Origin of the sequence: Sinorhizobium medicae, assembly GCF_007827695.1 — a bacterium.
In the GTDB taxonomy this organism is placed as follows: domain Bacteria; phylum Pseudomonadota; class Alphaproteobacteria; order Rhizobiales; family Rhizobiaceae; genus Sinorhizobium; species Sinorhizobium medicae.
The window spans coordinates 34,252-60,955 of the sequence record NZ_VITA01000021.1; the positions used below are offsets into that span (position 1 = coordinate 34,252).

18 protein-coding genes and 4 pseudogenes are annotated in these 26,704 nt (G+C 58.6%); 12 read left to right on the top strand and 10 right to left on the bottom strand.

What is annotated here, in order from left to right:
- The first annotated feature begins 677 nt into the window (after positions 1–677).
- Together FB009_RS26885 and FB009_RS33370 are read left to right on the top strand one after the other, a co-directional pair.
- A complete protein-coding gene (locus FB009_RS26885) occupies positions 678–2,213 on the top strand; it encodes a S8 family peptidase (protein WP_011970588.1) in 1,536 nt (511 codons plus the stop codon).
- Entirely contained in the window at positions 2,206–2,469 is a 264-nt protein-coding gene (locus FB009_RS33370; RefSeq protein ID WP_018210573.1) for a hypothetical protein, read from the top strand. Before FB009_RS26885 ends, FB009_RS33370 begins: the two co-directional genes overlap by 8 nt.
- Positions 2,470–3,575: 1,106 nt before the next feature.
- On the opposite strand, the gene FB009_RS26900 is transcribed toward FB009_RS33370, so the two are convergent.
- From FB009_RS26900 to FB009_RS33980, 6 genes and pseudogenes are all read right to left on the bottom strand, one after another.
- Positions 3,576–5,693, bottom strand: a complete 2,118-nt coding sequence (locus tag FB009_RS26900) for a mechanosensitive ion channel family protein (protein ID WP_011970586.1) — start codon at positions 5,691–5,693, stop codon at positions 3,576–3,578.
- Between the two features lie 49 nt (positions 5,694–5,742).
- A pseudogene (locus tag FB009_RS33375) lies at positions 5,743–6,462 on the bottom strand (hypothetical protein); the annotation flags it as partial.
- 285 nt (positions 6,463–6,747) lie between these two features.
- A complete protein-coding gene (locus FB009_RS26910) occupies positions 6,748–9,162 on the bottom strand; it encodes a tetratricopeptide repeat protein (protein ID WP_026183692.1) in 2,415 nt (804 codons plus the stop codon).
- A gap of 45 nt (positions 9,163–9,207) precedes the next feature.
- Positions 9,208–10,221: an HAD family hydrolase gene (locus tag FB009_RS26915; RefSeq protein ID WP_024325643.1), complete on the bottom strand. Its 1,014-nt coding sequence runs from the start codon at positions 10,219–10,221 to the stop codon at positions 9,208–9,210.
- An 88-nt stretch (positions 10,222–10,309) separates the two neighbouring features.
- Positions 10,310–11,977, bottom strand: a complete 1,668-nt coding sequence (locus tag FB009_RS26920; protein WP_011970582.1) for an arylsulfatase — start codon at positions 11,975–11,977, stop codon at positions 10,310–10,312.
- A gap of 592 nt (positions 11,978–12,569) precedes the next feature.
- Positions 12,570–12,713, bottom strand: a complete 144-nt coding sequence (locus FB009_RS33980) for a hypothetical protein (RefSeq protein WP_018210568.1) — start codon at positions 12,711–12,713, stop codon at positions 12,570–12,572.
- 472 nt (positions 12,714–13,185) lie between these two features.
- On the opposite strand from FB009_RS33980, the pseudogene FB009_RS26940 reads away from it, so the two are divergent.
- Positions 13,186–13,941, top strand: a pseudogene (locus tag FB009_RS26940) (transposase).
- Positions 13,942–14,016: 75 nt separating this feature from the next.
- Positions 14,017–14,282: pseudogene (locus tag FB009_RS26945) on the top strand (transposase); the annotation flags it as partial.
- Between the two features lie 43 nt (positions 14,283–14,325).
- Here FB009_RS26945 and FB009_RS33380 read toward each other — a convergent pair.
- From FB009_RS33380 to FB009_RS26960, 3 genes and pseudogenes are all read right to left on the bottom strand, one after another.
- Positions 14,326–14,538, bottom strand: a complete 213-nt coding sequence (locus tag FB009_RS33380; RefSeq protein ID WP_011970579.1) for a hypothetical protein — start codon at positions 14,536–14,538, stop codon at positions 14,326–14,328.
- Positions 14,535–15,689 (bottom strand): DUF2092 domain-containing protein, encoded by a 1,155-nt coding sequence (locus tag FB009_RS26955; protein WP_162303357.1) that lies wholly within the window; start codon positions 15,687–15,689, stop codon positions 14,535–14,537. The genes FB009_RS33380 and FB009_RS26955 overlap by 4 nt, the downstream gene beginning before the upstream one ends.
- Before the next feature lie 544 nt (positions 15,690–16,233).
- Positions 16,234–16,456 (bottom strand): annotated as a pseudogene (locus tag FB009_RS26960) (ISL3 family transposase); the annotation flags it as partial.
- A gap of 305 nt (positions 16,457–16,761) precedes the next feature.
- On the opposite strand from FB009_RS26960, the gene FB009_RS26965 reads away from it, so the two are divergent.
- The 4 genes from FB009_RS26965 (at position 16,762) to FB009_RS33385 (ending at position 20,484) form a co-directional block, all read left to right on the top strand.
- Positions 16,762–18,201, top strand: coding sequence for an ATPase domain-containing protein (locus FB009_RS26965; RefSeq protein ID WP_024325640.1), 1,440 nt, complete (start codon positions 16,762–16,764; stop codon positions 18,199–18,201).
- Between the two features lie 6 nt (positions 18,202–18,207).
- Positions 18,208–19,251: a sensor histidine kinase gene (locus tag FB009_RS26970; protein WP_018210565.1), complete on the top strand. Its 1,044-nt coding sequence runs from the start codon at positions 18,208–18,210 to the stop codon at positions 19,249–19,251.
- A 12-nt stretch (positions 19,252–19,263) separates the two neighbouring features.
- Positions 19,264–19,653 carry a response regulator gene (locus FB009_RS26975; protein WP_018210564.1) on the top strand — a complete coding sequence of 130 codons (390 nt, stop codon included), beginning with the start codon at positions 19,264–19,266 and terminating at the stop codon, positions 19,651–19,653.
- A 258-nt stretch (positions 19,654–19,911) separates the two neighbouring features.
- Positions 19,912–20,484, top strand: a complete 573-nt coding sequence (locus FB009_RS33385) for a hypothetical protein (protein ID WP_024312285.1) — start codon at positions 19,912–19,914, stop codon at positions 20,482–20,484.
- Between the two features lie 804 nt (positions 20,485–21,288).
- On the opposite strand, the gene FB009_RS26985 is transcribed toward FB009_RS33385, so the two are convergent.
- On the bottom strand, positions 21,289–22,296 hold the full coding sequence (locus tag FB009_RS26985; RefSeq protein WP_127581967.1) for a LacI family DNA-binding transcriptional regulator: 1,008 nt from the start codon (positions 22,294–22,296) through the stop codon (positions 21,289–21,291).
- A 293-nt stretch (positions 22,297–22,589) separates the two neighbouring features.
- On the opposite strand from FB009_RS26985, the gene FB009_RS26990 reads away from it, so the two are divergent.
- The 4 genes from FB009_RS26990 to FB009_RS27005 all read left to right on the top strand — a co-directional run bounded on the left by FB009_RS26990 (position 22,590) and on the right by FB009_RS27005 (position 26,683).
- Complete coding sequence (locus FB009_RS26990; RefSeq protein ID WP_024311981.1) at positions 22,590–23,678, top strand: Gfo/Idh/MocA family protein; 1,089 nt, start codon at positions 22,590–22,592, stop codon at positions 23,676–23,678.
- Positions 23,679–23,700: 22 nt separating this feature from the next.
- A complete protein-coding gene (locus FB009_RS26995) occupies positions 23,701–24,615 on the top strand; it encodes a sugar phosphate isomerase/epimerase family protein (RefSeq protein ID WP_018210562.1) in 915 nt (304 codons plus the stop codon).
- 95 nt (positions 24,616–24,710) lie between these two features.
- Positions 24,711–25,889, top strand: a complete 1,179-nt coding sequence (locus FB009_RS27000) for an aldose 1-epimerase family protein (RefSeq protein ID WP_102045460.1) — start codon at positions 24,711–24,713, stop codon at positions 25,887–25,889.
- A complete protein-coding gene (locus FB009_RS27005; protein WP_011970569.1) occupies positions 25,889–26,683 on the top strand; it encodes an SDR family NAD(P)-dependent oxidoreductase in 795 nt (264 codons plus the stop codon). The genes FB009_RS27000 and FB009_RS27005 overlap by 1 nt, the downstream gene beginning before the upstream one ends.
- The last annotated feature ends 21 nt before the right edge of the window (positions 26,684–26,704 follow it).

Consider the following 26,704-nt stretch of genomic DNA (forward strand, 5'->3'; position numbering starts at 1 on the left):
CGCTTGCAGGTTGAAGGGGCGACACCTCAGAAATTGCAGACATTATGACCGCTTGATCTCGCTGTCGCTACAATGGGTATCCGCGACGTTCTCAATTTTGGACCCAACTGAGTGATGCTGTTCACGTCGCGCTCGGAGCTGCAGTAAATCCAGACTCCGGTGGCAGTTTCCAGTTTTCGATACGTGCTTGGGAGGGCCTCCCATTGCTCAGGGCCGCCCCAGAGTTTCTGTGCTGGAGAAGGGCAGCGCGAAGGTTCGTTGTTTCTCTGCAGCCAGGTTCGTCTCCTCGCAGGGCTTGTCGTCGGAGATTGCGCGTTGGTAACTCGCCCGGCTGGAGCATAACCACCAGGCGGCGTCGCGTTCCCGCCTTTCTGCTTCGATGATCAAGTTTGTACCTGGGCGATCCTTGAATAGACTGCGGACCGCAGGATGTCATTCTCGCGCCCACGTTCAACGATGAGAAGGGCCCTTGGCTCGCATCCCTGTGCTCATAACCAGTAAAACGGCAAATTACGCAAACGCGGCTGGCCCTCTCATGAAATGAGAATTCAACGCGCTGACGCTACTCTCTAGAGTGACACAGCAAGGATGTGACCGACACCGCATAAACCCATAATTGTCGGCGGTTTCAGTTGCCAGTATCCTCGGAGGTAAGACGAGGCGGAGGATGTGTCCCTATGGGGCCTTTGTTTAGGAATTCGGGGTTTCCCCTTTACCACGAGGCAATGTTGTTCGTGCGGATGCGGCCCCAGCAACGCCAAGCAAGCTTCGAGGCGACGTTTACCGCAGCGCGTTCTCCGTTGAGCAGTGGTCTCCAGGCGTTGGCCTTCTATGAACGGGCCGGATTGGTGAAACGCATTACACCTCTCTCGGAGGAGGCACCGCACTATGCCAGCCGAATGCTCGTCAGGTCCGCCCGCAACGCCCGAGTCAAGCCGGAACTTCTTGGCGCTCCGGGAAACGGCGCGGAGGGATGGTCTGCGTCCGCCCTTAATTTGAGTGCTGCGGTGGACGAACGAACGCCGGGCGGCGCTGCCAGCCTTGTCGAATTGGCGAGCGACGCCGACCTGCGAGAGCTTCAGCTCGCGCTTGCTGGAGATCCAAGCGTCGCGTCCGTTTCACGGGTTCCGCGGCGCTATCTGACAGCGAAAATGTCCCGGAAATCGTCCAAACCATCAGCCGTCGGCAGGGAGCGAACTGCCACGGCGCCGCCACCGGCTTACACAATGTGGAATCTTCGAAAAATTAACTGGCAAGAAGCGCGCGACCTGAACGGTTTCAATGACGCGAGCGAGATCAAGGTCGCGGTCCTCGATACGGGAATCGATGCTGGTCACCCTGACCTCAAAGACCAGATCGCCGGATACATATATGAGCACCCGGACCTCCCGGGGGCCAGTTCAGATCAAGATCTGATAGGACACGGTACTCATGTGGCAGGTACGATTGGCGCGACGATCAACAACGATGTTGGCATTAACGGCATTTCGCAAGCGAGAATCCATGCCTGGAAGATATTCGACGATCGCCCCGACCTGCTAACGCATCCGGACGGAACAGCGGAGTTTGCGTATTTCGTTGATCCGGTGATGTATCTCCGTGCGCTGCTCGACTGCGTGGATGCGGGCATCGATGTCATTAATCTTTCTATCGGTGGCGGCGGGGCGCCGGATCCGACCGAAAGTGCGGCTTTCGAGGCTTTGCTGGCCGGTGGAACGAGCATTATTGCGGCAATGGGGAATGAGCGGCGCGAAGGCAGCCCGATATCCTACCCTGCCGCAATGCCAGGCGTCACAGCTGTGGGGGCGACAAACCTCCAGGACCGCATTACGAGTTTTTCCAACAGGGGCAACCACGTAGCGATTGCGGCGCCGGGCGATGCGATCTGGTCAACGCTCCCGACCTACCCGGGTCAAACAGCCTGGAGAGCGGAAAAGGGCCCCGATGGTCATTGGTGGCAAGGAAAGGCCGCGATCCGCGAGACAGACTATGACGCCTGGCCCGGCACATCGATGGCGGCTCCGCATGTTGCAGCCGCTGCGGCGCTTTTCATCGCAAACGGAGGCGACAGAGATCCGGCAGCGATCCGAGACGCCCTTTTGGCGAGTGCAGACAAGGTGCCGGCAATGGGCGGACAAGACTTTACCCCCGATTTCGGGTATGGTCGTTTAAACTTGAAACGATTGATTGCCTGCATTGGGACCAATGACTGATATCATTTTCACGATCCGTATTGGCGTGAGTGTTGACGACCGCGAGCGCCTGTTGAATAGGATTCAGGCTCTCCCGGGGGTGGATCTGGCGGCTCCTGTCAAGGGCGACAGCACCAGTGATAGTTTGAGGCGAATACACTTCGCTCGACTGAGTGGAGAGTCGACCGTGCCCGATTGCCTGTCAGCCATAAGAGACATGCCGGAGGTGGAGCAGGTCACCATACCTGCGCGACGAGGGCTGCAGCCTTGGGCATAGTGCCACATTGCCCACAGTACAGTTGGCATAAACTGCGTCCCCCGCCATATGCTCGCGGGCAGACGCAGCTGGCATTTCACCGCCATCGAATCGCTAATTTTCTGTTTTTCAACCTGGCCCCTCTTGCGTGGCAATGCTGATTCGCCTCCGCCATCGCCGCCATGCTCAGCACTTCTTTGCCCATAGCTTGACACTCGGCCTGAGCGAGAATCGGCATTTTCCTATTGATTACTGCGGCGTTAGGAATTGAACTTAAACGTATTTGAGAGGCGGGACGTGACTTGGTGGCCTGCCGGAGCGATCCCCATCACGTTGGCACGGTTGTCAGCTCCCTCGGTTACGGCCGGCATGCCTGGCGAATTACGCCGCCGAACGGGCACTGGGGTTTCGCTCTTGGCAAAATCGCGGCTTTCGCCGGCTCCGATCGTGGTGCCGATTTATGAAAAAGCTGGAAAAAGCAGCGCTCCGACAGATTGAATTGGAGCGCTGCAATTGCCGACCCGTTCTTGGGAGAGCACCGTCATGAAGAGGATAGCACCCCAAACAACCGGGCCGGCGGAATGTTCCGCCACATTCTGATCACTCCAAAGATTTCCTTCGGCGAAGGTTTACACCGCCATCGTCATCCGGGTCAATGCCAGGCGTTCCATAGTGGCTCTCGCCTAAGTTGAAGATAGCCGCTGTAGTATCCAGTATTACGGGCAAGAGCAGGATCGTTGGTGAAAGATCCACGCCTCAGTCTATTGGGCGCGTTTGCAACATCAGACGGAACAATAGTCCTCTGTGACGCCCCCGGGCGCAATCTGCGACTCCTGTGCCCAGCCACACTTTGATAACGAGGATTCCCCGGTTCGACGAGTCAGACCTTCTCACCTTACATAGATACGGGGAATTTGAAGCTATCATCCGTCAGTCGGGAGATGGAGCGACTATCTGGGCTGTCAAGTTGTAAGATAAATCAAATGCACGTAAAGCCTGCTTTGCGCTAAGGACGTCGGGCAGTTCCGGCCAACCCCATGTGGATGACCACAGGGTGCAAACGAGCGTTTGCTCGACAAGACCTATACACAAGCGTTTATCGCCTCCACGATGCTGCCTAGTCCAGGCTACTCGGCCGCCGCCTCACCTCCCTGTTGGGCAGCCAAGGCAGCGTTCTTCTTGGCGATGGTATCGCGCGTCATGGCTGCAGCCGCCATTGACGATTGCGCCTCGTCGCCGGCGACCTGGACTGTCGGCGAAGCGAAGTGAATGCCATGTGTCTTGAACGCATCTTTAATCAGGGCCTGCGCACGGCGCCGAACCTGGGTCTGATGACCAGGCTTAGTGGTCATGGCGAAGCCCAGCGTAATGCCATAGTCACCGAACTGCTCGACGCCCTTCATCTTCACCGTTTCGATGATCAGCGGCCCGAGTTCGGGGTCTTCTAGCAATGCGGCCCCTACGCCCTTCACTACCTTCTTCACTTTGGCGACATCGGAGTCGTAGGCGACGTTGATAGTGAACTTGTCGATCACCCAGTCGCGACTCATGTTCTGCACCGCGCCGAGCGAACCGAAGGGTACGGTGAACACCGGTCCGCGGTGATGACGCAGCCTGACAGAGCGAATGCTGAAGGATTCGACCGTCCCCATATAGCTGCCGCTCTGGATGTATTCGCCGACGCGGAAAGCATCGTCCATCATGTAGAAGATGCCGCTTATGATGTCCTTGACCAAGCTCTGTGAGCCGAACCCAATTGCCACGCCGAAAACGCCTGCGCCCGCGATCAGCGGGCCGATATGGACTCCGAGGCTGGAGAGAATCATCATGCCGGCGACGATCGCGATAAAGACTGCGAGAAAATTGCGCAGGATCGGCAGCAGTGTGCGCACCCGCATGTTGCGGGCGATTTGTGCAGAGTCCCCACTTTCCATTGTGGCCCGTTTCAGTTGAAGATTGATGAACTCCTTCATCAATTGCCAGACGAAATCTGCCACCAGCAGGATGATCACCCCGGCGAGAACGCCGCGAAAAATGTGCTTGGCGACATCACCTTGAATCACCGGGCTGCCGTGGAGCTTGAAAACCATGGCGAGCCAGGCGGCCGCCAGCGCAACTATCAAGAGCCGTATACCGCGGTCAATCAAGACGTTGCGCATTATAGGAATGTAGTCGGCCGCTTCGGTGTCCAGCATCGACCGGGTCGCGACAGTCGTGAAACGCAATAGCGGCGGCAGAATGAGTGCGAAGACGCCGACCCAGAAGAGCACCTTCATCCCAGCGGCCCAAAGGAGCCACAACAGCGCGAGCAAACCGATGATGAGCGCATCGCGTAATACACGCCGTCCGGCTGTCATTTCAACCAATGGCCGGCGCACCACCGCGTCGATCGCCATGCCAAGCACGACAAGGCCAAGCACGGCGGCCGTCAGATCTCGGACATCGGCGGGGAGAGCTAGAGCCTGCATCATATCGACGACGGCCCAGGTGAAAGCCATAGCATAAATGAAGGGCACGGAACGTTTGTACCAGAATAGCATCACTTCCGGCCCTGGCGCGCCCGCCCGGCCCTCTGCCGCGCCACTGCCCGTGTATCGCGGTTCCGTCACCGCCGAAGCGACGGCGCTTAGCAAACGAGCGCCGATCCATGCGACGAGCAGCGGCGCAACCGCCGCCTCCAGGCGGCTCGGCCAACCGGTGTGCGCAAAAGCGGCGACCGCTGCGATCGCGAAGACGACGAGCGGCGCAATGCGGATAAGAGCGGCCAGTCCCGGCCCAGGCTCGGCTGCGCTTCGGCGCGCACTCCGCCTCAGAGCATAACGCACGAGAAACTCGGCGGCGTTTCCTGCGATGAGCACCAATGAGAGGCCCCACACGATCGCCGTCGTCGCTCCGTTCTGAAGTTCATGTGCTATGCGCTCTCTCGCTGCGATCCATTCGGGGACCAGTCGTGGTATGGCCTGGCCCATGCCGATGAGATGTCGCCGAATTCCTGTGACCAAACGAGATGCATATCCCGCCGGGGGGATCACGGCTGCCGTCGCAGTCGTCTGTTTGGCCGCAAGCCATTGCCGAACGTCCGGGTCGTCCAACAACTCGATGAGTTGCTGGACCTTGGCCGGCGGCGCTTGTGTCGCCACCTCCTGAGCCGCCAAGGGAGCGGCTAGCCCGAAAACGAACTGGACAAACAGCAGGATCGAGGCGTGAACGAGCCCCCTATATCCATGCGTGAAGACTATGCACATCCGGTTGCCTCCTATCGAAGCGCAGAAGACCGACGGCCGCTCGACGTTCAAACTTTATAGCGACCCCGAGAATGGGTCCTTGCTGGGCGGCATCGAGAATGAAAACGTCGTCGCTGTAGTCGATCCCGAGCGCATGATAGAAAGCGATCGCCGATATTCGCTCGTTGAACTCGTAACCGATGCAAGTGCGACATCCCAGTCGATGTCGGCTCCGCCGCCGCCGACCAGATCTCCCCTCCTGTCAGGTAGATCTCAGGCGTTAAGGGATATCTCCCGTGCAAGCCGACTATTCCGCCCACCCAAATGGCGCTGTCCTCTCTCGATCCCGCCCTGGAGACCGCCGCTGAACGAAAGCGTGGTTTCGACCGACCACACCTTGACCCGCCAACCAGGTCCAGGTGTCCTTGCGGGCTGTCCAGAACCGCATATGCCATGCCGAACAAGCCCGAAAAGCTCTCGGACTTCACGTCGATGTCCGTTGCCAGCACACCGAAGGGGGTCTCACCATGCGCGGACAGCTTCGTGTAGATGAAGTTGCCGATGCCGCTGAAATCAGCCTCCATGTGTGCAGTCGGCAACCCGAACTGCGCCGTATCGCCGGACGCGCGGCCATCCAGAAATACAGAGCCACCGAGAACGTCCAGCCAAGCTTGGATGCGGCCGGCTGAGAAAGCGACGTCATCAGTGGCGAGACGTCGGCCGCCTGAACACCCGTAGAGATCATCGCCGCGACAGCGACGAAAAGCCCAAGTCTGATGAAGGTTGTCATTGCCTGCTCCTCGTCATTAGGCCGGCGTTTGGACTGCGCGGTAATTGCCGCGAGAAATCGGATGCAGCTTCCCGCATCGCTGGTCTGTTAGCAATGCACTTTCCCGCTGCTTGCCTTTCGTTCCACCGCGCCATCGGCGCGCAAGGAATACAAAAATGGAAGATGATCGCCCAAGCCGGCTACAATGTTCACGGTATTTCCTTCTCCCTAGGCAGACGTCCTTGACCAAGGCATTGCTCGTCAGCCCGAAAATTTCATTCCCGCAGCCACAGTGCAAACTCACGCTTATCTGCCATGTTGAACAGCATCCTGTAATTGCCTGACAAGTTCTTCGATCTGTGGATCGTTCGGCTGCAGACGAGCGAGCGCCTCCGCAAACCTAAGCGTGTCGGCATAGCGACCAAGTTTAAGTCCGAGCTGAATGGCAGTGCCGAGCAGAGTGGCGTCAACAGTTGCACCACCGGCGGTGGTGGGGCCGAACAGAGCGAACGCATCATCCGTTCGGCCCACGGAATCAAGCGCGATCGCTGCGGTCGTCCTGTAACGGGAGTTGGCAGGATCCAAGCGCAGGGCCGCCGTTAGTTCTTCAATTGCGTCCGGCATGGCCTTGAGGCGAACGAGAGACAAGCCGTGTCCGTAGCGAAGATCTGCCCGCTCCGGATTTGCGGCGACCGCTTCGGCGTAAGTCTGCTCGGATCGCTCATTGTCACCGCTGGCGCGATAGAACTCGGCAAGATTGATGTGCGCACCAGAAAGCGTCGGATCAAGAACGATCGCTTGGCGGAAAGCCTTTTCCGCCTCGTCCGTTCGCCCTTGGCCGAAAAGGAGGGATCCGTAGCTGCTCTGCGCCTCGGCGACGTCCGCGTTGGCCTCCATATAGGTACGCAGATCGTCGACCGCGGCGTCGAAGGCGCGGCGTTGATCGCCGAGAACGTCCAGTGACGGCGTGGCGCCAAGAACCCTGGCGGCGGCCACTCGGACGGCCCGGGTCTCGTCCGTAAGCAGGCCGCCGATCGCGTCCAATCGCAAGTCGGCTGACAAGTTGGCAGCCGCCTCCGCCGCCCCTATCCTGACGAGCGGATCGGGATCGCCCGCGGCCACTCTGACATCCGCTGCGGTGGCTGGTCCATCGAGCCTTGTCATTTCACCGATCGCGCTGCCCCTGACGATGCCCGGCTGTTCCGGATCGGTCAGAAACCTGCGCAGCTTCTCAATCGCGGCAACATCGTTCTGCGCGGCTCGCGCGAATGCGTGCGCAATCGTCGGGCGTTCACGCCAAGCCTTGCCATACCACCCGTCCAGGTGCTCGGACGCCCAAGCGTTCGTTTGGCCCGCATGGCACGAGGTGCAGGCATTCGGCGTGCCGTAGAGCGCGGAAAGGTCAGGCCGGGGGACAACGAAAGAATGGTCGCGCCGGGGATCGACCTTCATGTAGGTCCGTTCCGGCATGTGACAATTGGCGCACGAACCGCCGGGGGAACCTTGAGGGTGATGCGTGTGTGCCGGGGTGTCGAACGCGCCGCTCGGGTCGTTGCCTGCAAAACGTTGCGGGGCAGTCTCAGCGTGGCACTGCGTGCATAACGCATTGCCCTCAGCCTTGACGGTACCCTCGTGCGGCCGGTGGCAGTCGAAACAGGTGACGCCTGCCATTGCCATCTTGCTTTGCTGGAAGGAACCGTATTCGAAAACCTCGTCCAGGATCTGCCCGTCCGGAAAATAGAGGTCGCTGCGAAGCAATGCAGGGGAAAACTGATCGAGAAAGTGTCCCCCCGGTTGATACCGATCGACCAGCCTAGTGCGGCGGGCATGACAGGCGAAGCAGGTGTTCGAGTCGACCTTTGCGAGGCCGGGATCTGCCGCCGCCGTTGAAGCATTTGCCGCTTTGGCTCTCGCCCATTCGACATGCTTCGCACCGCCCCCATGGCAGGACTGGCAGCCAATGCTGGTGGCCACATAAGACGAATTATATTCATTCGTCTGCGGCTCGAAATTGGTCCTCGGATCGGTGGAATGGCAGTCGATGCAGGTGCGGTTCCAGCGGTAGAAGGGCCCCGTCCAGTGGAACGTTGAGCCCGGCCTTGCCGCACTGCCTTCGCCCAGCCAGAACCATTCCTGTTTTTGGGTGTCCCAGGCGATGTCGAGCGCCTGCAACCTGCCGCCGCCGAGATCGACTAGATACTGCTGCAGAGGCTCATAGGCGAACGTATATTTGACTTCGTAGTCCGCCTGCTTACCGTCCGGCCCTTCGGTGCGGACAAAGAAGCGGCCGTCCCGGCGGAAAAACAATGCGGCAACGCCATCGCGATCGAACTGGATGTTGTTGAAGTTGCCCAGCACCGACCTGTCGTCGGCGACACCCATCGCCTTGGCGTGATGCGACTTGGCGAAGGCCGCTGCCTGATCGGCGTGACATGCCGCGCAGGTTTTTTCGTCCACGAAACCGTCATGGACGGCAATGAGCGGATCAGACGCCGATACTTCGGAGTTTTCTGCCGCAGCCGCAGACACGGCGAGCGCATTTAGCCAACAGAGTGCAGAGACCGTCCAAAGAACCGGCTTTCGTCTGAGGCACAAATGCGACCGAACTCTGCCCAGCCACGGTCCGGACAGACTCCGGACGTCAAGCGAGAAGGCGCGAGCAAAGTCTTCGGCGAGAGACTTAGCCAAAAGCCATCTCGGTCTCGTTGAACCTACTTTCACCAATGCTCCCCTCGTGAAAGCGCTGAGCGTGTCGGATACGCAGTCTTACTTCTCCGGAAAGATCTGCTTCCAGTCCGCCTTCATGTCGACCACGGTCCATTTGTTCAGCGCCGCCGCATCCAGCGCCTTGTCAAGGCGGCCGAATTCGGTGGCTCGGTCGTAGGCGTATTCGCGCTCTGCATCCGTGTGGTGGATGAGCATACCGAAACGGGCCGTCCCACCCGTCATTGTCGTCCATTGCAGCATTTCCAGATCACCGTCGGAATTGCCGAATGCGGCGATCGGTCGGCGGCCAATATGCGCATTGATCCCCACAGGTTTGCCTGCCTTGTCATCGATGAAGTCGACTTGCGGCAGGCGGAATAGGGTGGGCGTTCCGTCACGCATCTCGAACTGCGTCTTGATCGACGAGCCGACGACCTGTTCGGGTGGAATGCCGTAGACCTTTTCGGCCCAGGGCCGCACAAACTCGATGCCACCGCCGGAAACGATGAAGGTCTTGAAGCCATTGGCGCGCAGATAGGCGAGCAGTTCAAGCATCGGCTGGTAGACGAGCTCGGTGTAGGGTTTCTTAAACTTCGGGTCGCGCGCAGTGGCGATCCATTCGGAAACGATCTTCTGGAACTCGTCACTAGTCATCCCGGCGTGGGTCGCCATGATGAGCTCCACGAGCCCCTTTTCGCCGGCTGCTGCGAGCGCCTTCATGTCACTTTCGAGTACCGCCTTGAAGGGCTGCGTGTCCTTCCACTCCGGATGAGACGGTGCCTCGGCCTTCACACGGTCGAGCGCGAAGGCGAGCTGAACGTACATCGGATGCTCTACCCACAACGTACCGTCGTTGTCGAAGACGGCGATGCGCTCCGATTCCGGAACGAAGTCGGGCGAACCCTCCTTGGTGACCTTTTCGACGAAAGAGACGATAGCCGCTTTTGGGGCAGTGTCATTCCACGAAGGAAGCGGGTCGGTTTGGGCAAGCGCTGAAACGGCAAAGATAAGGCCCGCTGCAACTGCCAGCGCCGCGTCACGGACCAATTTAAGGGAATTACGAATGGCGAACATTGGGCGTTCTCCAGAGAGTTGGGGTGCGGAGGTTTGATGGTCAAGCTGGCGGCGGCCTCCGGTGTGATCCGTGGCCGCCGCATGAAGGTCAGTTGCCGGTCGGGAGAGATATACTGACGCCCTCCTTCGCCAGCGAGTCCCGGACCCACTGGAAGCGTTCGTAATCCGAAAGCGTAATGGGACCGTTGTAGGTCAGGCTCTGCGGCTTCCGCGGTGGATACTGCACGTATGTGGCCATGATCTTCTTCAGCTCCTCGCCCATCACCACGCCCATCCAGGTCCGCTCCGTGAAGTTGTTCATGAAAATGTCGTAGCGTTCCTGCGGGTCTTGCCACAAATCAAACACCTGGGGCACCGTGGCGACATACTTCTCCGCGCCCTTCCAGCCGAGATTCGTGTCCACGGCCAGCCCACCAGTCGAGGCCCCGTCATCGCCGCGGATGTTGAACGCGAACTTGTAGTTGTTGACTCGAATGGCACCCGGTGAGAGCTCGTTCTCGGTAAAGTAGAACCACGATTCGCGGGCCGACTTTCCCGTGCCGAGCAGGATCGGCGACATGTCGTAGCTGTCGAAGACGATGGGCTTGTCTTCGCGGTCCTTGTCCGGCAGCGGCACCGCGCCGACTGCGGCGAATGTCGCCATCAGATCGAGGCCGCCAACGATGTCATGGTTTTTCGAACGCGCTTTGATCTTTCCAGGCCACTTGGCAATGGCGGGAACGCGATTGCCGCCCTCGCGCAAAGTGCCCTTGGTGCCGCGAAAGGGCGTGTACCCTGCATCCGGATAGACGTCCTGCCAAGCCCCGTTGTCTGTCGTGTAGAAGACGAGGGTGTTCTTGTCCATGCCGGTTTCACGCAGCTTATCCAGGATCCTACCGATGCGCGTGTCGAGTTCCACGACGGAGTCGGCGTATTTGGACTTAGAAAGCGACTTGTGCTGAAATTCGGGGGCCGGAAGGTTGGGCTGGTGCACTTTCATGAAGTTTACGTTGATGAAGAATGGTTGGTCCGGCTTCTTGGCCGCGGAATCCAGGAATTCTATTGCCGCTTTCTCGACGTACCCATCGAAGAACGGGATGCCGACAACGCCTTCCTTGCCGTCGATCACGGGCGTATCGACGTATTGGCCGTTGATCTTAAAGTCTTCCTTGACCTCGCCACCGGCTTTGCCGGAAAGCGAGCCCTTGGTCACCTTCTGGAACATGGCCCTAAGTTCAGGATCCATGTCGGGGAACCAGGTCGGATCGGCATAGGTGTAGGCGTTGAGGTGATAGAGGCCAACATGTTTCATTTCGTCATAGCCCTGCGCGATCGGCAGTGCATAATCTGCCTCGCCAAGGTGCCACTTGCCGGTGAAATAGGTCTGATAGCCGCCTCGCTTCAAAACCGACGCCAGCGTCCATTCGGCTGCCGGCAACCCACCGCCTTGGCCCTGGAAGGCAACCGTCGTCATGCCGCTGCGGTTTGGAATGCGTCCGGTCTGCATCGCGGCGCGGCCCGGCGTGCAACTCGGCTGAGCGTAGAAGGAAAAAAAGGTCATGCCTTCGTCCGCCAGCCTGTCGATATTCGGGGTCGGCATGCCACGACCTTCGCCGCCGCCATAGGGCCCGAGATCTCCATAACCGGTGTCGTCGGATACGATAAAGAGAATGTTGGGCTTCGGTTGCGCCTCCTGGGCATTAAGGCTGGATGCGGTACACCAAAGAACGGTTGAAGCAGCAAACGCTCCAACGCCGCGCATGATCCTGCGATTCATTACGAGTCCTCCGTTGAGATCTCCGGTTGAACGGTGATTCACCCAGGCGCACGCGGAATTTAACAAGCGCCGCCGGTCGCGTATTCAAATTGAAATCAATCGAAACAACTGGAGTAACTTGAAAATCCGGACGCCTTCGATCGGGGGCGGCATCCGACCAGAGTGTCCGCCGCGGGTTGCGGACGACACTCATGGAAAGCGTCACTCTACCTCACGGCGAGTTGCTGCGATATTGTACCTTGGGGCAACTATTTCAGATTTTGGTCTTCTCGAACCGCTGTAAGGGCGCGGCCGCTATGTTCGGTTTGCTGGCTGAAACGGCGTCGGTCGCGGACAGACTATGCTCGTCGACCCAGCGGCCGTTCAAATCCAACAATAGCTACGTCGGACAGCCCGCTTCACCAAAGGACGATAGCCAGCCCCTGATGTTTGGTCATGCCGAGGTCATGATCAGGGGCTGGTCATGCTTTTCGGATTGGCTCCAGAAAGGCGTCAATTGGCAAGTCCGCCGCGCATAAAGGCTGCCGTTGAAGTCGATGCGAGCGTGCGCAGGAGCGTCGAGCGCCTGGCGACACTCGCCGCCGCCACAATCCTACCGATGCAGTCCGAAGCAGCGCTGTCGGGCCCATCCGGTTGGATCGTAAATTTGCTTGGCTTTCTCGAGCATGTCGATACCCAGCCGCAGAAGTGCTGCGGCGTGATCCTGCCTTGCAACGGGCACCCCGCTGACCACCATATAGTTGCTCCCGGGGGCGTCTTAATCTTCTCTAACCCATGGCGCTCCACAAGACGATCGGATGCCGTGAAAACCTCGTTCAAGAATCTCACGAGATCAGCTGGTCTCGCCGGCTGCTGCCGTGAAGCCGGCCATGCCTGCAAAAAGGACTGAAGCCTCGTCGTGCCGGTCTGCACTCACCTTCTCTGTTTGCGAATTCAGCCGGTCGGCGACAGCTCGTGGGAGAATGTTGCACAGCAGGACTCCGGTCGTTCATACTCAAACTCGGCAAAGCTTCGGCTTTTTCGGTTTCGCCGATGGCGTAGAGCACGATCGCTACAATGATAACGGCCGCCGCGCTCACCGACCCTATTAAGCCACCGATCATACCGTTCCACTAAGCAAATTGCCGTCGTTTGGAGCTGAATTAGCCCCCGAAAGGCCCGGACATGCTCCCCCACTTAGCTAAGTGGGTAGGAGTAATGTTGGTAATATGACTAGCAGCAATTTTAAGATGGAAGTCCTCTCCGGGCCGGAACGTCGGCGGCGCTGGAGCACGGCAGAGAAGCTGGCGATCATCCACGAGACCTATGAGGCGGACGCGACGGTGAGCATCGTCGCGCGTCGGCACGGCATCCAGCCGAACCAGTTGTTCGCCTGGCGCAAGCTGGCGTCCCAAGGGGCACTGACGGCGACGGCCGCCGAAGAGGAGGTCGTTCCGGCTTCCGAATACCGGGCGCTCCAGGCCCAGGTGAAGGAGTTGCAACGCCTGTTGGGCAAGAAGACGATGGAGAGCGAAATCCTGAAGGAAGCCCTCGAAATCGCCGGTGGCCCAAAAAAACATCTGTTGCGCTCGCTCTCTCTTCCGAGGGGGATTTTGGAATGAAGACCGTCTGCGAAACTCTAGGTGTCGCCCGCTCGAATATCGCTGCGCGTGCCACAGGCTCCCTTTCCAGAGCCAGAGGACGCCCACCACTCCCGGATCGGGAACTGGTGGAGAATATCAAGGCCATCATCGCCGACATGCCCACCTACGGCTATCGGCGTGTCCATGCCATCCAACGGCATGGCCGAGGCCTTCGTCAAAACCTTCAAGCGCGATTACGTCGCGGTGAACCCCACCCCGGATGCCGAAACCGTCATGGCGCAACTGCCGTTCTGGTTCGAGCATTACAATAATCTTCACCCGCACAGCGCCTTAGGATATCAATCGCCGCGCGAGTTCATCAGCTCGCAATCTCAAACCTGAGCATGTCCGGTCTTTTGGGGGCAACTCCAGCCGTCGTTTGGAGCAAAAAAATCTCTATCCAGCGACTATCGACGCATCGAGGTGATCACGGGAAGTGTCCGCCGGCGGTGGACCGAGAAAAGCTGCAGATCATCGAGCGGAGTTTCGAAGCTGGCGAGACGGTGTCCTCGACCGCTCGCCGTCACGGTGTTACGCCCAATCTCCTTTATCGATGGCGCAGGTTCTTGAGCACGGGAGGCGCTGCTGCCGTGGATTCAGACGAGCCGATCGTCGGCAATTCGCAAGTGATGAAGCTGGAAGGCCGCGTGCGCGAACTGGAGCGCATGCTCGGCCGCAAGACGGAGCAGCGAGACGCGTTCTGAGCGGGGGGTCGAAAGCGTGACACTAGCAATTGTAGACACCCGCAGCACAGCGCCGGGTCGTTCGTCGAGCGACACCGGCCACACTAACTGGGGTCAGCGGACGACCAACCTTGGCAACGGCAGAAGAGACGAAGCTGGGGATCGAAACAATTGACTGGTCCCGCGCAAGATCGCCGATGCAAAGTCCTGCCGCCCAGGTGAGAGAGATGATTATCGTGCGTTTACAAAAGGTCATTTCCCCTGTCCTCCCACAAAATTCTCCGGCAATTCGCCTAGGCTACCCTTCAGATCGTTCACATCGATCTTTTCGGCATTCGTCGAGTTCTTGAAGCTAAAATCACCCGGCATAACCCCATCCCCAGACTTCCAATTCCTGATCTGGACGCTGTATTCCGGTCCACCCTTGACCAATCTGGAAGTAATGACCAAGCGGCAGGGGTGAGGTTGTGCTCCTTGGGCGACCCAGATCTGGAAATCCACATCGTCCTTGCGGAAGGCGAGCGAATCACACTCGGCACCATTGATGACGCCGCTCCCCAGGTCTTTCGAATCGTAAACACCCTGGACCAGCTCGTCATATGCATTGGTCAACAACAAGTCGGCGGCAGGCAAGGGCAATCCATACTTGTCCTTCAACTCGTCTACAAGATGATCGACCGTGCCGGGGATTTCGACTTGTGTGTACTTATTGACGTTCTTTCCGAGAAGAGTGAGCGTCTTACCATCGAAAAGGGACTCAACATCGACAAAGCCGCCGGAACGGGTCGTGTGCACCTTGTCCGGCCGGCTAAGGCTCACAGTCCCTGAACTCGCCAGCCCGAGTTTTTGATCACTGTTGGTGACAACCTGTAGATTGGCATCGTACTCGAACGATATCGCCTTCTGGGCTGCTAGATAATCGGACATGGCCTTGAGCAGCTTCTTGGCTTCGGCCGAGTCGGTGAACCTCATGAGCTCAACCCGCCGGTTGAGAGCTCTTCCTTCATCCGTCTCATTGCTGGCGATCGGCCGGTTTTGCCCAGCGCCCGCCGCCAATAACTTGCCGCCATCGATCCCTCGTTCGACCAGCGCCGCCTTGATCGTGTCGGCACGCTCAAGTGAAAGACGTTCGTTGCTTTCGGCACTGCCGCTTGCGTCGGTGTGGCCGACAATTCTCAAGCCCCAATCAGGGAAGTTCTTGAGCGCGGTCGCTATATCGTCGAGAAGCGGCTTCGCACTTGGTTGTAATGTTGACTGGCCGGTGTCGAAGCTCAGGCCATGGACATCGTACTGCTCCCTGGTCTGCAAGGCCTGCTGCATGGATTCCTTGCTGTACCGATTGACCGGGTCTGTCATACTTTGCGACCAAGACGGGGTATTTGTGCCTGCCAAAAGGGCGCCCGCCATGAGCAGTTTTCGAACAACGCCCCCATGTAGCGATGCATTTCGACCAATCTTTCGCCAGCGCAGGTCGTATTTTTTGTCTCCGAGCACCGCAATTTGTGTGTTTGACATCGGCTAAATCCTTCTCACGACTTGTGAATCTGGCTAGCGAGCACTGGTTTATTTATGATTCAAAAAACGACACTAGGGAGGGGAAGTAATTTTAGCAGGCGTGGGGCAAGAAGTGTAGTACAAAATTCAAGTCGGTGGGGTTCGCGCGGTGTGAACCGCGCCAGGTTGCCCGGAACTTTCTCATCGTTCTCCGCCTCGTTGGGGCGAACGAGACCAAGATAGTAAACGCAGCTGCTGGGGACCTGAAACATGTAATGGTTTTTTTCGGGGGCCACCGCTGAGGGATGTCCCCTATGGATATTATGTCCGACTCGTAGCAAAGCGCAATTCGGCCTCGCCACAGGATGCCATCTCACTCTCAGGCCGGTTGTGGTAATCTTTTCCATGCGAACGGCTCCTTACTATTTTATGGTGAGGGGCATCACCACGATAGGCACTATTGATGTGCCCTGAGCAGCTCCGGTCCAGCTCTTCCATACATTGCACGTTTGACTATGTTCAGACGGCTGATGGGCCTTCCGTTTGGCCGTTGCTCCACTGCAGTCCGATGGCGTTGTAGACGGCGTCAAGATTGCTGTGCAGGACGCGTGCGAACCGCTCCTGCGCATCAAAGCGAACTCAGGCGAGCCCTGTTCCAGGGCATCGACCTTTCTCGCCTGACTGATCGCGGCCGTCGTTGCCAGTGCAGCGTGGTTGATCAACATTCCGACCCATATCGATCCCTGGCATTTCAGCGGATCGCCGTGAATCGCTTGCTTGCCTTCTACGAAACGGCTCTCGGTGTCACGAACTGGGGCCGCTGCTGCTATGCTTTTTCGTCGAATGGCGGTAGGCGGGTTAGCAAGGCGAGCCGCGAATTTTAGCGCCTCGCCTTCGTTCTGCTCTGTTCAAGAACTCGAAATCATTCTTGGGCGCCCTAACTTCGATTCTCGTCTTCAATGTTGAACATCATCGAGAGGTGAACGTGGCAGAGCGAAAAAAGCAGACAGTGGTGAGCTCTGGTGTCTCCGGGCTAGACGAAATCATCCGCGGCGGCTTGCCAGCATCAAATCTCTACATTATCCAAGGCGCACCGGGGTCGGGCAAGACGACCGCGGCGCTTCAATTCCTCCGCGCCGGTGTCGAGCTGGGCGAGCGCTGCATCTATGTCAGCCTGTCTCAGACCAAGGCCGAGTTGGAGGCGATCGCGCTGTCACACGGCTGGACCCTCGATGGGATCCGCGTGGAGGAACTTTCCGCTTCCGATTCGATAAACCGGGCCGCCGACCAGACCATCTTTCAAACGACTGAACTCCGTCTCGACGAGACGAGAAAGACGATCGAAAGCGCAATCGAAGAGCATAAGCCGAGCCGATTGGTTTATGACTCGCTATTGGAAATCCGGCTGATTACTGGAGACTCGCCCCGCTTCCGGCGCGAACTGATCGCCTTTAAAGCATTTCTCGCCCAGCGCAACATCGTCGCACTGCTGCTCGACACGCAAACATATGAGACGGATCGAACTGGCGAAGAAGTCGATGGTCTCGCCCACGGCGTCATTCGCCTGGACAAGTCGCTCGAAGAATATGGGGGTGTCCGCCGCCGCATCGAGGTGAGCAAGATGCGTGGCGTTCCTGTTGCCGACGGTTATCACGACATGGCGATCCGCGAGGGTGAAGGCGTCGTCGTGTTCCCTCGAATCGTACCGGGTGCGGCGGCGAGAACCGTTAAGCCACAGCTGATCAAGTCGGGTGTCGATACTCTCGACGAAATGTTCGGCGGCGGTCAGGAATCCGGAACGACGACGCTCGTCATAGGCCAGGCAGGCACAGGCAAGTCGACGATGGCTTCGCTCTATGCGACCGCAGCCCTCAAGCGCGGCGAAAGTGTCGGGTTGTTCCTTTTCGAGGAGCGCATCGAGACATTCTTCCGACGCTCGGAAGGGCTAGGAATGGCTCTGCGTCAGTTCCATGAGGATGGTCAGCTGATCATCCGTGACTTCAATCCCAACGAGATCTCGCCGGGAGAGTTCGGCCAGATTGTCCAGCAGGCGGTGAAGAGTGCGAAGGTGAAGGTCGTCGTAATCGACAGCTTCACCGGTTATTTGAATTCACTGCCACACCGTGAGAAGGCAGTTCGCGACATACAGTCGCTTCTCAAATATCTCGCCCGGGCCGGGGTGCTCACTATGCTCATCGTCGCTCAGCACGGCCTGCTTGGCCAGGGCGTTGGCATCGACGTCGATGTGAGCTTTCTGGGTGACACCGTGCTTCTACTGCGAATTGCGGAACACGAGGGCAGGCTCCGGCGCAGTATCACGGTCGTGAAGAAGCGGCATGGCCCGCACGATCTCGACGTACGCGAATTGTTCATTCAAAGCTCAGGCGTCACGGTGATCCCGTATAATCCGCTCCCGGAGGCGTAATCTCTCGTGGACGCGACCGACAGCCCTCTCGACTGGGTGTTGACGATGGCACCTTATCGGCGTGACGCCGAACATCTGGAAACGCTCCTGACCCATAATGGCTTGCCCGTCCGGCGCGCGGAGGGAGTGCAAGAGCTGACGGCGCTGTTGGAACAGGGCCCAGGTGTTCTTGTCGCGACCCACGAGGCGCTCAATCCGCAGGTGCTGGAAGTTATCCGCCGGCATTTGATCGATCAGCCCGAATGGTCCGAGATGCCCCTTGTCATTCTGCTCGACCGCGCCGTGCCTCAGGCCCGCATCCGCGCCGAGCTGTCGGTAGCCTGGCCGCGTTCGCGCCAACTCTATTATCAGCGCCCTGTCACGACGCTGGAACTGCTTAGCGGCATCCAGTCCATTCTGCTGGCACGTCTGCGCCAACGGGACATACGCGATCGCATCGAGCGTGAAATAGAACTTCGACGCGAACTCAATCACCGCGTAAAGAACATTCTGGCCAGCATCTCCTCCATCTTTCAGATGACCCGGCGGCGAGCTGTTTCGCTCGATGAGTTCGCGGACGACTTCGCCGGCCGGCTCGCGGCGCTTGCCAACGTACACTCGGCCGTCTTTCAGGCGGACGGTGAAGCGGTAGAACTCTCCAGCGTTGTTGAACTGACCTTCAGTCCTTACCGGGTAAAAGACACTGATCGCCTTGTCTTCACAGGTCCAACGGTCCTGCTACGTCAGGATGCCGCGACCACGCTTGCGCTTTGCCTTCACGAGCTGGCAACCAACGCGCTTAAATATGGCGCGCTCTCGACACCAGAAGGACGGGTCAGCTTGCAATGGTCCACTTCGCACGAAGCCGATCTGCTGAGCCTCGAATGGGTCGAGAGTGGAGGGCCGCCAGTATCTGAACCGTCGAGGAGCGGATATGGAACGCGGTACATCCGCTCGGCGTTGTCCAGTCTGTTTAGCACGCCGCCGCTCATACTGTTTCATCCACAGGGATTGCGTTGCAGCGTATCGGGCCCGCTTTCGCACCTGTCGTCGAGGCAGCCGGAGGCATAGGAGATTGGTCACATGAATTCTTCCGCCCCACCGTTGCGGATATTCTATCTTGAAGACAATCCCCTGATAGTCTTCCACATTGAGGCGATCATCGAGGATCTGGGGCACGTCTTTGCAGGCTCCGCTAACAGCTTCGCCAAACTCGTTGGCAACTTTGATGCGATCGACGTCGACGGAGTGCTGGTAGATATCGATCTGGCCGATGGCCGTACTGGTCCGGTTGCCGCAAAGTGGCTTCGCGATCGCGGCATTCCAAGCATCTTCGTGACCGGCCAGGAAGCGATTGCCGCTGAGCATCCGGAGACGGCGCTTGCAACGATCGGCAAACCAGTATCGGATACAGAACTCGCTGAGAAACTGGAATTGTTCCGGCGCACCAAGGCCACCAGCAAGACGACCTGACAAATCACTGTCATCTAGCGTAAGCGCCGCATGTCGCGATCAGCAGGGTGCGCAGCTCTGCTCCAAATGCGAAGCGTGCCGAGCCCCCTTCCCCGTCACCACGGAACAGTTGCGATCCAGGGTTCTCGGCACATCATTCCAGATCTCGATAGTGTCCTCGCTACGGAACGGACCTGCCTACTCCAGCAAGTCCCATCCTGCCGCTGCATCTGCGACCGGCTCTGCTTGCCAGAGTAGCCATCGTCGAGCTCTCTAGAGATGCTCAAAATGCTGCGGGCGAAAATGATGGGCCAGAATCAAGCACGATTTAGCAGCGCTATTGGGGAGATCCTGACCCGTACATGCCGTTCGGTGGCGTCTTCGCAGCTGCAGTTAAATTGCCACATCCGGCTGAAACAGCCGCATTCTCACTTTTACGTGCAAAGCGACAAATCCATCCGCCTGAAGACAATCAATGGCAGAGCAGGCACTGAGCTCCTCAGAGCACGCATGCTGCCGCTTGGCCACTCCATGGAGAAGAATACTACAATCCTCCCCAACCTGACCAAGGCGACCTTTCAAGTGCATGCCATTGCCGAGCACGAAAGTGTTGTAGCGCGCCGCGGTTTACCGCGATCGCAGGTGCTGGAATTCTTTCGCAAGCTGGAGCCTTGCCTTGTCGGCCCCGAGGCCTATGCCAGAGGCCACTCTCGGGCGAACTCAATCAGCTTGGAGGTGCGAATGATGCCGGCTGGCTATGTGAAGGCCTCACGTCAAGCGCAACAAGACAGGCGCGGAAGCAATCTGAGAGGCGGTCACGCGACCGACGATGGATTGGGCCAAGACGTATGACGAGCAGGCTACCTGCATCGTTTTGAAGACGTGCCAGCTGTTCGTACGCCAGCGCAGCCGGACAGCGAACGCTCTGCGTGCGTACATAGCATAGATGGGCATCATCGCAGCAGCAGGAATGGCCAGGTCGCCAAGATGATCCTCATCCTTCGCGACTACGAGGATCATTGACCCAAACGCGGCTCGTGCGGCCTTGATTGAGATGGCTGATCAGATCGAGATGCTCACTGTCCGCATTAAGAAACGCGATGCGACAATCGCGGCGGCCGTAAAGGCTGATGCTGTTGCCCGCCTTGGCAGGTTATCAAAGCAAGGCAACAAGCGGTTAAGAACATTGCTCATCGTCGGCGCGACATCAATCCTGAAGCTAGCGTGCCGTGGGGGCAAAGCTGCCAGCCTGGCTGGCGTCTCTGATGGCGCGAAGACCTTACAAGGTTGCCGCCGTTGCGCTGGCAACAAAATCGCGCGGAGAACCTGCGCACTCTCGTCAAGGGCGGTACCTATGAAATGCCGGCGATGTCCTAAGAGCATAGGAACAGAAGAGGTTCCGGCGCTCTGCCGCCGGATCAAGTGGCAAGGCGCTAAGTGCGCGATGATCCCAATGGGCGAAATCTCGATACTGATCAGATCGTCTATGCGGCTCGAGCGCGACAAAGGAATAAGGCGATCGGCATCGCGGATCTCATCTTGGCAAGCGGTCATCGACCGCGTTAGACAGGCCGGACATATGACTGCACCGTCGGACGGGAACTTCCGCAATAAATGCTCTCACTAGCCGGGCCGTTCCACATGTGAAAAGGAACGTCAATTTTCGGGAATGTTCTCGCGGAATATAACTTGCAACCTCGGCGGATGATATTCAAGTGGCTCACCTCGCACGGAACGCGCCAACATTGACAGAGCCTCGCGCGCCTCCACACGCGGGTTCTGGTCGATGACTGCGTCCAGTGTACCATTGAGCAGAAGTTGTTTGCTGTTTTCAGTCAATTCGTGTCCGACAAAGATGACGTTGCGGGCGCCGCCAGATTCCATTAGTGCCTCGCCGATACCTGAATTGCCCGCGCCGATATTATAAATGCCAGCCAGGTCGGGATGACGCTGAAGAAGCGAGCGCGTTTCGGTGAGCGCGCGCGCTCGATCATCGCGGATCTCGCGCAGCTCTACCACCTCCAGATGAGGGAATTCCTCGGAAACGACATGACGAAAGCCCATCTCCCGCTCCTCGTGGCCCCGATAGGACAGCGAACCGGCAAAGAGGGCGATTTTGCGCCTGCCTCCCGGCCCCAGCAGTCGTCCCAAAAGGTAGCCGGCTAGCCGGCCCGCCGCACGGTTGTCGATGCCGATATACCCAAGCCTTGGGACATGTAGGATATCGGAGACAAGCGTGATGATCGGCACGCCAAGTGCAGCGAGTGACCGCATGGCCTCGCGAACCGCCGGGTGGTCGAGCGCGATCACCCCCGCCCCCATGGTCCTGCCATGCAGTTCGTTAAGCTTCGTCGCCAACGTGTACGGATTGAAGCCTTCAACAGAATGCACGCGGACATCCAGATCGTCACGTCCGCTCGCCTGCATCTCTATCTGTTGTTGAAGATTAGCGATGAATGTGTTGGTACCAGCGGGCAGCACGAAGTCCAACTGCACGCACCCACCGCCTTCCTGTAACGCGCCGAAATAGCCTAGCCGCCGGGCTGTTTCGATGACGATATCGCGGGTTCGCGCCTTCACGCCGCTGCGATTGTTCAACACCCGATCCACCGTGGCGCTAGATACTCCAGCCTCTCGGGCAATGTCAGCCAATGTTGATCGCACGAAAACTCCACCAAATGATTGCTTTTGATGTACCGGTGTTTTGCGATTTTGCAAGAGATAGCCTCGTCAAATGTCTTGATCCGCCTGAATCTCCCCCAGTTTTTTTGTCTTGGTATAATTCTGCGCTATTTTGACGAAAAAAATGATTGCATTTGATGTTGACTTTGATTGGCTGTCGGAACAGTATCCGGCCGAACCGGCAGTGAGGAGCTCGTCTGACGGGAAGCCGGAGGATCGATCCAGGGGCCCTTCGAGCCCAAGATCGAGATGGATGACAGATCTGGGAGGACAGCATGCACACGGCCAATGGCTTCACGCCCGACCCGCCGGTAAGGGTAAATAACTACCGGATCGGCTGCATCGGCGCCGGCATGATCATGGCTGAGTGCCACCTTGCGGCTTACAGAGAGGCCGGTTTTCTGGTTGCCGCGATCGCATCGCGTACCGAGGCCAAGGCAAGGGAAGTGGCCCTGCGCTGGGACATTCCGACCGTCCACGCAACGCCATCCGCCCTAATTTCCGACACCCAGTGCGAGATCATCGACATCGCGTTTCCGCCGGACCAACAGCCGGCCCTGATCCGCCAGGCGCTTCGCGCGCCGCATGTCAAGGCGATCCTGGCGCAGAAGCCACTGGCGCTGACTCTTGAGGAGGCAAAGGCCTTGCGCGACGAGGCGGCCGCGGCCGGCAAGATCCTCTCGGTCAACCAGAACATGCGCTACGACCAATCGATGCGGGTGCTGAAGCAGATCCTCGATCGCCGCGAACTGGGAACCATCGTAATGGCGACCATCGAGATGCGAGCCATTCCGCACTGGCAGAGCTTCCTCGAGGGGTATGACCGGCTGACGCTGTCCAACATGAGCGTGCACCATCTCGACGTTCTGCGCTTCCTGTTCGGCGATCCCGAAACCATCACCACCGTCACCCGCACGGACCCACGCACGACCTTTGACCACAAGGACGGCATAACCGTCTCGACGCTGACCTTCCCGAACGGCGTTCTTGCCGTGTCTATGGAAGACGTCTGGGCAGGGCCGCGCGAAGATGGCTTTGACAGCGACTTCTACATCAAGTGGCGCGTCGAGGGCACCGATGGCGTTGCCCAAGGATCGATTGGCTGGCCGGACGGCTCGCCCTCGACCCTCACCTATGCATCGAAGAAGACTACAGGCGGCAAGTGGGTGACGCCAGAATGGCAGACGATGTGGTTCCCCCACGCCTTCATCGGCGTGATGGAACAGCTGCAATACGCGGTGAACTCGGGCGAGCCCCCGGCTCTCTCAGTCGCCGACAACGTGAAGACCGTTGCGCTGGTGGAAGCAGGTTACCGCTCCATCGCGGAGGCGCGCACGGTAAGGCTTTCCGAAATCGCAATCTGAATTTCATGGGAGGAATTTGATTATGATGCAAACTGGTATTTTCTCGGGCTACTTCCCCTACGGTCTGGAGGAGACCGCAAGGAAGATCCGCGCGCTCGACTTCAATACCGTGCAGCTCGACATGCATTTCAAGGACATGGAGCTGTCGGCCGGGCAGATCACCAAGGAAAAGTGCGTCCGCATCCGCGAGGCCTTCCGTGACAATAACCTGCCTATTTCCTGCATTTCTGGCTACACAAATATTATCCATCCGGACAAGGCCGAGCGTGAGCGCCGCGTTGGCTACCTCAAGGAAATCATCAGCCACGCGCAATATCTCGGCACGCCCTACGTGATCTCCGAAACCGGTACCTACAACACCGAGTCCGACTGGGTACATCACCCCAAGAACAAGACGGAGGAAGGTTTCGAAGAATGTCGTAAGGTCATCGCAGACCTGTCGCAGCATGCTTATGACCACGGCGCCGTCTTCCTCCTGGAGACCTACGTGAACAACGTCGTTGGCTCGGTCGAAGAGACGGTAAAGATGTTCGCGCAGGTTGATCATCCCGGTCTCGGCCTGTTGATGGACCCGACCAACTACTTCGAGACCCACAACATCGACCGCATGGACGATATCCTGAATCAGGTCTTCGACACGCTGTCGGACAAGATCAAGATCGCCCATGCCAAGGACGTCAAGCGATCTGGCGACGACAAGACGGAAAAGCACGCCGATATTGGCGACGAAGATGCGCTGGAGAGCCATACCTTCCGTGGCGTCGGCGAGATCGAGCTTCCGGCCCCCGGCCTAGGTTCGCTGAACTACGATCTGTACTTGAGACGCCTCGCGAAGAAACATCCGAACATTCCTATGATCATTGAACATTTGGACGAGGGCGACGTGCTGCGGGCGAAGAAGTTCCTCGACGGCAAGCTGCGCGCATTGGGTCTTTGATCCGCCCATAGGGTGGTCGGGCCAGTATCTGCCACCCACCGCCATCGGCATGACATCCGGCATCGCCAAACCCGGCACATAAGAGAGAAAAGAGTATGGTAGAACTCTATGGAAAAGCGTTGTCGCGCCGCGACATCGCTGCCCACGCGGGAGCCTTTTCGCAATTTGCCGGCGTACGGCTGATGACGTTGGGCGATGGTGTCGAGCGCGGCATCCGGATGCTGGAATTTCGCAGTGGCACCGGCCTGCGTTTTACTGTGCTGGTCGACCGCGCCCTCGACATCGCCGACTGCGAATATCGTGGTATGGCGATCGGCTGGAATTCGCCCGCCGGCTTTAAGCATCCCGGCCTTGCCGAATACGAGGGTGAAGGCGGGCTTGCCTGGCTGCGCTCCTTCTCCGGCCTGATGGTAACCTGCGGTCTCGACCACATCCTGTTCATGAACGACGAGCCGGGCGACACCTATGTCTACGGCCCGCGCAAGACCATCAGCCATTCCCTGCATGGGCGCATCGGTACCATTCCCGGCAAGCTCTCCGGCTATGGCGAGGAATGGCGCGGCGACGACTGCGTTCTCTGGTGCGAAGGCGTCGTCACCCAGGGCACTGTGTTCGGCGAGCATCTGGAACTACTGCGCCGCATCGAGATAAAGGCCGGCACCAACGATATCCGGTTGACGGACCGGGTGATCAATCGCGGTTTCTACAAGACGCCGCACATGTATTGCTACCACATCAATATCGGCCATCCCGTGCTCGCGGAAAACGCGCGTTATCTCGCACCGGTGAAGGAAGTGGTTTGGGCCGCGCATGCCGGTGACAACTACCGGAAGCAGGACGTCGGCTATCGCACCATGCCGGCGCCGCAGTTGAACTTTCACGAGCAGGTCTGGCAGCACGAACTCGTGGCGCATGGGTCGGGAGAAGTGCCGGTCGCACTTGTCAACGACGAACTCGGCATTGGTTTGGAGATCGTCACCCGCAAGGATCAGTTCCCCTGCATGTATGAATGGCAGAACCTGCAGGCTGGCCAATACGCGCTCGGCATAGAACCTTCGACAAACCACGTGCTCGGCCATACCGCCGCCCGCGAGCGCGACGAACTGATTTGGCTCGAGCACGGGGACGAGCGCCGCTACGACAGCCTCTTTCGCATCCTGACTGATGATGCCGCGATTGCCGCGAGCGAGAGGCGCATCCGTGCGCTCTGCGCCCAGCCTGATGAGGAATTCCCGCAGCCGACCGGCAATCACATTCCGATCAGAGGACGGTGATGAACATGCAGATTTCGACAGGCAAGGGAATTCATCCGGCGATATGCATCGCAGGCAAGGTCATTCTTTACACGGGTGCGGCCGGTGGCCTCGGTACCGCCACGACACTGAGCTTCCTGAGGGCCGGCGCAAAAGTCGTGGCCATCGACAACAATCCGGAGAAGGTCGAGAGCCTTATCGCCGCCGCGGCGCGCGAAAACCTGCAGGGGCTCACTGTGCGCGCGCTCGACCTCTCAGATCTCAAGGGCCTTCGCGTCGAACTTGATCGTGTCTCTGCCGAGGTCGGAGGTTTTGACATCGTCATCAACAATGCTGCGATCTATCCGTCAAAGAACTTCGAGGACTACACGATCGAGGAGTTCCAGGCGGTCCAGTGCGTTAATGTCGATGCCGGCATCGTCTGCGTCCAGGCAGCCCTTTCGCACATGCGTGCACAGGGCTGGGGCCGCATCGTTAATATCGCCAGTGTAACGGTTTACGGCGGCTGGTCCCATTTGGCGCCCTATGTGCAGTCAAAAGGCGCCTTGGTCGGGCTCACGCGCGCCTGGGCGCGGGAATTCGGCGCCTATGGGGTCACCGTCAATGCGGTATCACCCGGCGCCTTCCCGACGGATGCCGAGAAGATCCATTCGGATCCGGAAAGCTACACGCGCTTCGTGCTGGACCACCAGGCCATCAAGCGCCGCGGCGATGCCTGCGACATCGCCAATGCCCTGACATTCCTGATTTCCGATGCCGCAGGCTTCATCACCGGCCAGACACTGAATGTCGATGGCGGCTGGGTCATGCATTGACTGCGTCAATTATCACAAGGA